This window comes from Streptomyces anandii JCM 4720, from assembly GCF_014650655.1.
Taxonomy (GTDB): Bacteria; Actinomycetota; Actinomycetes; order Streptomycetales; family Streptomycetaceae; genus Streptomyces; species Streptomyces anandii.
In genome coordinates this window covers 79,898-88,060 of sequence record NZ_BMVJ01000017.1, presented here as the reverse complement: position 1 = coordinate 88,060, position 8,163 = coordinate 79,898, and the positions used below count along the sequence as shown (strand labels likewise).

Sequence of the window (8,163 nt, the reverse complement as noted above, 5' to 3'; positions counted from 1 at the left end):
GCACTTCGAAGACGGAGCGGATCTCCTTGGACTTGGGCTCGACGATCGACCGCTCGTCGGCCCGGATCGCCGGGTCGGCCACCAGCCGGTCCAGCTCCTGCCGGTAGACGGTGACCTCGTCGTCGGCGATCAGCTGGTCGACGGCGAGGAAGCCGTCGCGCTCGAAGGCCTGGAGGTCGGCGGCCGCGATCGGGCCCGGCGTGCCGGGGGAGCCCCAGACGACCGGGTCCTGGCGCGGAACGGTCACCTCGGCGGTGCCGCGGGTGGGGTAGAGGTCGGTGACGGTGCCGGTCATGCGGATCACACCTCCTCGGGCTCGGTGAGCAGGGGGTAGACGCCGTTCTCGTCGTGGTCCTCCCGTCCGGTGACGGGCGGGTTGAACACGCAGATGCAGTGGAAGTCCTCCTTGACCTTGAGCGTGTGCCGCTCGTGGCCGTCGAGGAGGTACATGGTGCCGGGCGTGATCGTGTAGGTCTTCCCGGTCTCACGGTCGGTCAGTTCGGCCTCGCCCCGAGTGCAGACGACGGCCTCGATGTGGTGGGCGTACCACATCTGCGTCTCGGTTCCGGCGTACAGGATGGTCTCGTGCACGGAGAAGCCGACCCGCTCCTTGGCGAGGACGATGCGCTTGCTCTCCCAGGTGCCGGACTTCGACTTGATGTGCCGGTCGGTGCCTTCGATGTCCTTGAACGATCGGACGATCACGGTGCTGTACTTCCTCCTGGTCGGGTGGGACCGGTCAGGCGGTCTCGCGGACCGCGCGGGCGAGGGTGCTCAGGCCCTCGTCCAGCTCTTCATGGGTGATGGTCAGGGCCGGCAGCAGCTTGACGACCTCGCTCTCCGGGCCGGACGTCTCGACCAGCAGCCCGAGTTCGAAGGCGCGCCGCGCGACCCGCTCCGCGCGGCCCTTGTCGTGGAACTCCATGCCCCACACCAGGCCGCGGCCCCGGTACTCCTTGACGTCGGCGAGGTTCTCCTCGGTGATCGAGACCAGCCACTGCTCGACGAGTTCGCCGCGGGCGCGGGTCTGCTTCTCCATCGCCGACCCGTCGGTCCAGTACGCCTCCAGGGCGGCGGTGGCGGTGACGAAGGCGGGGTTGTTGCCGCGGAAGGTGCCGTTGTGCTCGCCCGGCTCCCACACGTCGAGTTCCGGCTTGAACAGGCACAACGACATCGGCAGGCCGTAGCCGCTGATGGACTTCGACACGGTGACGATGTCCGGGGTGATGCCCGCCTCCTCGAAGGAGAAGAACGCGCCGGTACGGCCGCAGCCCATCTGGATGTCGTCGACGATCAGCAGCATGTCCTGGCGCTCGCACAGGCCGGCCAGGGCGCGCAGCCACTCGGCGCGGGCCACGTTGATGCCGCCCTCGCCCTGCACCGTCTCGACGATCACGGCGGCCGGCTTGTTGAGTCCGGAGCCCTGGTCCTCCAGCAGCCGCTCGAACCACAGGAAGTCGGGGACCCGGCCGTCGAGGTAGTTGTCGAACGGCATGGGCGTGCCGTGCACCAGCGGGACGCCGGCGCCCGCCCGCTTGAAGGCGTTGCCGGTGACGGCGAGGGAGCCGAGCGACATGCCGTGGAAGGCGTTGGTGAACGACACGATCGCCTCGCGGCCCTTCACCTTCCGGGCCAGCTTCAGCGCCGACTCGACGGCGTTGGTGCCGGTCGGGCCCGGGAACATCACCTTGTACGGCAGGTCGCGGGGGCGCAGCACCAGGTCCTGGAAGGTCTGCAGGAAGGTGCGTTTGGCGGTGGTCGACATGTCGAGCCCGTGGGTGACGCCGTCACGCTCGAGGTAGTCGATCAGGGCCCGTTTCAGCACGGGGTTGTTGTGGCCGTAGTTGAGGGAGCCGGCGCCCGCGAAGAAGTCGAGGTACTCGTGGCCGTCCTCGTCGTACATGCGGCTGCCGCGCGCGCGGTCGAAGACGGTGGGCCAGCCGCGGCAGTAGCTGCGCACCTCGGACTCCAGGGTCTCGAAGACGCTCAGGTCGGGCTGGGTGATGGTCACGGCGAATCGCTCCTCGGGTGGGGAGGGGAGTGGAAGTGGGTGAGGCTTCGGGCTTGGCGGGGAAGGGCCGCCGCTCAGAGGGCGAGCGGGCCGATGCGGTGGAGGACCTCGGCGTCGTGCGGCCCGTCGGGGAACTGCTCGCCGGCGAACATCACCTCGCGCTCGACGGCGGCGCCGTGGCGGGCGGCGAAGGAGGCGAAGAGGCGCTCGGAGGCGGTGTTGCCCGGGGTGATCGTGGTCTCCAGGGAGGTCAGCCCGTGCTCGGCGGCGACACGCTCCGCGAGGGCGTCCAGCATCCTGGCGGCCAGGCCGCGGCCGCGGTGGGCGGCGTCGACGGCGACCTGCCACACGAGGAGGGTGTGCGGGCGGTCCGGCCGCACGTAGCCGGTGACGAAGCCGACCGGTTCACCGCCGGCGCCACGCGCCACGACGGAGGTGGCGGCGAAGTCGCGGCACCACAGCAGATAGCTGTACGAGGAGTTCACGTCCAGCGTCCCGGAGTCCTTCGCGAGCCGCCACAGCGCGGCGCCGTCGGCGACTGCGGGGCGCTCGATACGGGGGGCCTCCGGCAATTCAGTGTGGGGAGTTTGCAGGTCTGCTTGTGCGGCAGTCATGCGAAATGAACTTACCGAGCTGAATTCAAAAATGCATCGCCCTGGGGTCTTACGAGTGTCCGGAGCCTGTGTTATCGCGCGGGCGCGCGGTCGCGCGAGCACCGCTGTGATGTGGGGGTTTGCCCGTTAATTACTGGACAAAAAGGATGGCTTTGTGGAGTGCGTCACAATGACGTAACCCTCACGGAACCTTCTCGAATCACCCCGCCAGGCGTTTGCGAAATCTCCGCGTTTAGGCATTGGAAAACAGGGCAGGAGAAGACGGGCAGCTACCCGAATTGAATTCCAGAATTACCCGCTCTTCAAGCCCCGGTAACCCCGTCGATCCGCTCCCGCAGAATGTCGGCATGCCCGTTGTGCCGGGCGTACTCCTCGATGAGATGAATGAACACCCACCGAAGACTCACCTCGGACCCGGCCGGCGGCCCCTCGGCGATCCGCCCGGTGGCGTCCGGATCGAGCCCCTCGCAGATCTCCCGCCCCCGCACGATCTCCCGGCGCCAGACGGCAAGAGCCTGGCCGAGGCCGCGCGACGGGTCGAGCACGTACCCGCTCTCGTCGTCGAAGACCGGCGGCACGTCGAGCCCGCCCACGACGCGCTGGAACCAGTTCCGTTCGACCTCGGCGAGGTGCTGGACCAGGCCGAGCAGGGTGAGCCGGGACGGCGCGGCCGAGGCGGTCCGCAGCTGTGCGTCGTCCAGGCCCGCGCACTTCAGTTCGAGTGTCGCCCGGTGAAAGGCCGGCCAGCTCTCGAGCATCGGCCGCTCGTCCCCGGTCATCGCCGGGACCGGGCGTCCGTCGGGCAGTGTCGCGGAGGCTTCGGGACCCATTCGGGGAGCATGGCACGAACCGCGCCCCGGCGCCCCGGACACCGCCGGTTTCCGGCCCCGGGCGGGCGGGTGCCGGGGCCGTCGTCAGTGCCAGGCGGTTGCTGTGGCCTCGTGGGCGGCGGGGAGGTCGGTCCGGGGGGTCAGGGCGGTGGAGAGGGCGGTCAGGCAGGCGTCGATCGTTTCGCGGGTGGCGGCGGGGCCGTAATGGTTGACGCGGATCATCTCCTCGGCGAGGGCGCCCCCGCCCGCCGCCAGGGGGAGGGACGGGTCGGTCTCCAGGGCGCGGGCCACGAGGTCCGAGGCCGTGATGTGCGGCGGGGTGCGCAGGGTGGTGGCGACGGGAGCCGCCTCGCGGTCGTCGTACACGTACGGCTCCAGCCCGCCGCCCAGGGCCCGCACGCCCGCCCGGGTCGCCGCCGCGGCGGAGCGGTGGCGGGCCATGACGACCTCCGCGCCCGCCGACTCGATGCGCTCCAGGCACGCCTCGAGCGCCAGCATCTCCAGCTGGGCCGGCGCGTGCGGCAGCGCCCGGCGGCCCGCGTCCGTCCAGCGCTCCTTCCAGTCCAGCAGGGACAGGTAGGAGCGGCGCGGAGCGCGCGGATTGGCCGCCATCCGGGCCCAGGCCCGCTCGCTCACCGACACCGCCGACACCCCGGCCGGACCCCCCATCGCCTTCTGCGCCCCGATCACGCACAGGTCCACGCCCCAGGCGTCCGGCAGCACCGGCTCCGCGCCGACCGAGGCCACGGCGTCCAGGTAGAACAGGGCGCCCCGCTCCCGCACCACCTCGCCGATCTCCGCCACCGGGTTGGTGTTGCCGGTCGCCGCCTCCGCGTGCACCAGCGACACGAAGTCGATCTCCGGGTGCTCGGCGAACGCCTCCCGCACCTGCTCCGCCGTGACCGCCGTGCGGTACGGCACCGCCAGGTCGACCACCGTCGCACCGCAGTCCCGCAGCCAGTCCCCGAACGTCCGGCCGTACGGCCCCGTGATCACGTTCAGCGCCGTCGTGCCCGGACCCGCCGTGCCGCGGATGGCGCCCTCCAGCGGCAGCAGCGCCTCACCCTGCATGATCACGACGTCCTGCTCGGTGCGCAGCAGCCGCGCCACCCGGTCCTCGATGGAGGCGAAGCGGGCGGCGCTCAGCGGGGCGAGGTCCAGGAAGGGATGGGTCACTGCGGTGCTCTCTCCTGCGGTCGTGGGTAGACCCTCCGAGGGTAGTCGGCGGCGGACGCACCCCCTCCACCGGCGACTTCTTAGGCCCGCTACCCGTCCAGCCATCGGATTGGTTTGAGACACTCAAACATCTCCTTATAATCGGAAGCCGCGCACGACCGTGCGCCCCCCACAGCACCACCCCTTCGCACTCCCCACAGAGAGGTCGCCCCCGTGATCACGCTCTCCGGGCGCCGGGCCCGCATCCTGGCCGCCACCACCGCCGCGGCCGCCCTGGTCGTCGTGGCCGGCTGCACCTCGAGCGGCAACGGCGGCACCAAGACGGCCGCCGGCGGGGTCGAGCTCGCCAAGGCCGGCCAGCTCACCACCTGCACCCACCTGCCGTACCCGCCCTTCCAGTCGGAGATCGACGGCAAGGTCCAGGGCTTCGACGTCTCGATGATCGACCTGGTCGCCAAGAACCTCGGCGTGAAGCAGCAGATCCTCGACACGCCCTTCGAGAACTTCAAGACCGGCGCCTTCCTCAACTCCGGCGAGTGCGACCTGGCCGCGGCCGGCATGACGATCACCGCCGAGCGCAAGAAGCACGTCGACTTCTCCGACCCGTACTTCAACGCCACCCAGGCCCTCCTCGTCGCCAAGAGCAGCGGCATCACCTCCCTCGCCGACGTCAAGGCCAAGGGCAAGAAGCTCGGCGCCCAGGCGCAGACCACCGGCGAGGACTACGCCAAGAGCAAGGGCTACGACCCGGTCTCCTTCCACTCCTCCGACGCCGTCCTCAACGGCCTGCGCACCGGCCAGGTCCAGGCCGTCGTCATCGACTACCCGGTCGTCCAGGGCTGGCTGAAGGACAAGGCCAACGCCGCCGCCTTCCAGGTGGCCGCCAACATCAACACCGGTGAGCAGTACGGCTTCACGGTCAAGAAGGGCAACGCCAAGCTGCTCGCCGCGATCAACAAGGCGATCGCCGACGCCAAGGCCGACGGCACGTACAAGAAGCTGTACGAGCAGTGGATCGGCCCCTACGACGCCACCGCGGCCTCGCCCTCCGCCGGCGCGGCCTCGCCCTCGGCCTCATGACCGACACCGACGTACAGGTCCAGCCGCGGAAGAAGGGCCTGACGCGCCGCCAGAAGCGCAGGCTGTCGCGCGGCGCCCAGTACGCCGTCTTCGCCGCCGCCGTGATCGCCTTCGCGCTCTCGGCGGACTGGGGACGGCTGCAGAACCAGTTCGCGCAGGTGGACATCGCTCAGCGGATGTTCCCCGAAGTGATCACACTGGCGCTGAAGAACACCGTGCTCTACACCCTGTCCGGGTTCGTCTTCGGCCTGGTGCTCGGCATGGTCGTCGCGCTGATGCGGCTGTCCTCCGTCGGCCCCTACCGCTGGCTCGCCGGCGTCTACATCGAGATCTTCCGCGGCCTGCCCGCCCTGCTGATCTTCATCTTCGTCGGGGTGGCGGTACCGCTGGCCTTCCCCGGCACCCAGATCGTCGGCGGCACCTACGGCAAGGTCGCCCTCGCGCTCGGCCTGGTCTCGGCCGCCTACATGGCCGAGACCATCCGCGCGGGCATCCAGGCCGTGCCCAAGGGACAGATGGAGGCCGCCCGTTCACTGGGCTTCTCGCCCGCGCGGGCCATGGTCTCCATCATCGTCCCGCAGGCGTTCCGGATCATCCTCCCGCCGCTCACCAACGAACTGGTCCTGCTCTTCAAGGACTCCTCGCTGGTGCTGTTCCTCGGTGTGACGCTCCAGGAGCGCGAACTGTCCAAGTACGGCAACGACCTGGCCAGCACCACCGCCAACTCCACGCCGATCCTCGTCGCCGGCCTGTGCTACCTGCTGGTCACGATCCCGCTCGGCTTCGTCGTGCGCCGCATGGAGTCCAGGTCGCAGGAGGCGATCCGATGAGCCGCCCCGAGATCGTGATCCGGGACCTGCACAAGTCCTTCGGCGCCAACGAGGTGCTGCGCGGCATCGACCTGGAGATCGGCCAGGGCGAGGTGGTCTGCGTGATCGGCCCCTCCGGCTCCGGCAAGTCCACCCTCCTGCGCTGCGTGAACCTGCTCGAGGAGCCCACCAAGGGCCAGGTCTTCGTCGGCGGCACCGAACTCACCGACCCCGATGTCGACATCGACGCCGTACGGCGCCGTATCGGCATGGTCTTCCAGCAGTTCAACCTCTTCCCGCACCTGACCGTCACCGAGAACCTCACCCTCCCGCAGCGCCGGGTGCTGCGCCGGGACAAGGCGAGCGCGGCCCGGATCGCCGCCGAGAACCTGGAGCGCGTCGGTCTCGCGGAGAAGGCGGACGCCCACCCCTCCTCCCTGTCCGGCGGACAGCAGCAGCGGGTGGCGATCGCCCGGGCGCTCGCCATGGGCCCGGAGGTGATGCTCTTCGACGAGCCGACCTCCGCGCTCGACCCCGAACTGGTCGGCGACGTCCTCGCCGTGATGCGGATGCTGGCCCGCGAGGGCATGACGATGATGGTCGTCACCCACGAGATGACCTTCGCCCGTGAGGTCGCCGACCGGGTCGTCTTCATGGACGGCGGAGTCGTCGTCGAGGACGGCGCCCCCGACCAGGTCATCGGCGCCCCGAGCCACGAGCGCACCCGCCACTTCCTCTCCCGGCTCCTCGACCCGGCGATGGCCGAGGTGGAGGAGGGGACCGGGGACCGCGCGTCCGAGGGTGAGGGCTGATTCACCAGGGGCCTTGCTTCCCGGGGAGGAGGAGCGGCACCTAGGGTGCGGTGCATGAGCGATCAGGTGCTGCACGTGAAGGGGCGGGTCCTCGCCGGACCGGACGAGGACCGCGTCCGCGACGAACTGTGGGTGGTCGGCGGCCGGATCTCCTACGAGCGTCCGGCCGGCGCCCGGGACGTGACGACCGTCGAGGGCTGGGTGCTGCCCGGCCTCGTCGACGCGCACTGCCATGTCGGGCTCGACGCCCACGGGCCCGTGCCGGACGACGTCAGCGAGAAGCAGGCGCTCACCGACCGGGACGCCGGCGCCCTGCTCATCCGCGACGCCGGTTCGCCCTCCGACACCCGGTGGATCGACGACCGCGAGGACCTGCCGAAGATCATCCGGGCCGGGCGGCACATCGCGCGCACCCGCCGCTACATCCGCGGCTACGCCCACGAGGTCGAGCCCGCCGGCCTCGCCTCCTGCGTCGCCCGGGAGGCCCGGCGCGGCGACGGCTGGGTCAAGCTGGTCGGCGACTGGATAGACCGCGACCTCGGGGACCTGTCGGCCTGCTGGCCGCGCGGGGCGGTGGAGGAGGCGATCGCCGAGGCCCACCGTCTGGGCGCGCGGGTGACCGCGCACTGCTTCGCGGAGGACTCGCTGCGGGATCTGGTCGAGGCGGGCATCGACTGCGTCGAGCACGCCACGGGGCTGACGGAGGAACTGATCCCGCTCTTCGCCGAGCGCGGTGTCGCGATCGTGCCCACCCTCGTCAACATCGCGCTCTTCCCGCGGCTCGCGGACGGCGGCGAGGCCAAGTACCCGCGTTGGTCGGCGCACATGCGC

Annotated in this window: 9 protein-coding genes and 1 pseudogene; 4 read left to right on the top strand and 6 right to left on the bottom strand. The window is 70.5% G+C overall.

Features of this window, described 5'->3' with window-relative positions; all coding sequences use genetic code 11:
• From IE249_RS38535 to IE249_RS26360, 6 genes and pseudogenes are all read right to left on the bottom strand, one after another.
• Positions 1–295: pseudogene (locus IE249_RS38535) on the bottom strand (ectoine hydroxylase); the annotation flags it as partial.
• Between the two features lie 5 nt (positions 296–300).
• Positions 301–705: an ectoine synthase gene (locus IE249_RS26380; protein ID WP_189708596.1), complete on the bottom strand. Its 405-nt coding sequence runs from the start codon at positions 703–705 to the stop codon at positions 301–303.
• 34 nt (positions 706–739) lie between these two features.
• Positions 740–2,011: a diaminobutyrate--2-oxoglutarate transaminase gene (gene ectB, locus IE249_RS26375; RefSeq protein WP_189708594.1), complete on the bottom strand. Its 1,272-nt coding sequence runs from the start codon at positions 2,009–2,011 to the stop codon at positions 740–742.
• 74 nt (positions 2,012–2,085) lie between these two features.
• A complete protein-coding gene (gene ectA, locus IE249_RS26370; protein WP_189708592.1) occupies positions 2,086–2,625 on the bottom strand; it encodes a diaminobutyrate acetyltransferase in 540 nt (179 codons plus the stop codon).
• A 302-nt stretch (positions 2,626–2,927) separates the two neighbouring features.
• Positions 2,928–3,455: a DinB family protein gene (locus IE249_RS26365; RefSeq protein ID WP_189708590.1), complete on the bottom strand. Its 528-nt coding sequence runs from the start codon at positions 3,453–3,455 to the stop codon at positions 2,928–2,930.
• 84 nt (positions 3,456–3,539) lie between these two features.
• Complete coding sequence (locus tag IE249_RS26360; protein ID WP_229859310.1) at positions 3,540–4,631, bottom strand: pyridoxal-phosphate-dependent aminotransferase family protein; 1,092 nt, start codon at positions 4,629–4,631, stop codon at positions 3,540–3,542.
• Positions 4,632–4,844: 213 nt separating this feature from the next.
• On the opposite strand from IE249_RS26360, the gene IE249_RS26355 reads away from it, so the two are divergent.
• From IE249_RS26355 to IE249_RS26340, 4 genes are all read left to right on the top strand, one after another.
• On the top strand, positions 4,845–5,711 hold the full coding sequence (locus tag IE249_RS26355) for an ABC transporter substrate-binding protein (RefSeq protein ID WP_189708586.1): 867 nt from the start codon (positions 4,845–4,847) through the stop codon (positions 5,709–5,711).
• On the top strand, positions 5,708–6,541 hold the full coding sequence (locus tag IE249_RS26350; protein ID WP_189708584.1) for an amino acid ABC transporter permease: 834 nt from the start codon (positions 5,708–5,710) through the stop codon (positions 6,539–6,541). Before IE249_RS26355 ends, IE249_RS26350 begins: the two co-directional genes overlap by 4 nt.
• On the top strand, positions 6,538–7,332 hold the full coding sequence (locus tag IE249_RS26345; protein WP_189708582.1) for an amino acid ABC transporter ATP-binding protein: 795 nt from the start codon (positions 6,538–6,540) through the stop codon (positions 7,330–7,332). Before IE249_RS26350 ends, IE249_RS26345 begins: the two co-directional genes overlap by 4 nt.
• 54 nt (positions 7,333–7,386) lie before the next feature.
• Positions 7,387–8,163: amidohydrolase family protein (locus IE249_RS26340; RefSeq protein WP_229859308.1), on the top strand; the 777-nt coding region annotated here is incomplete at its 3' end.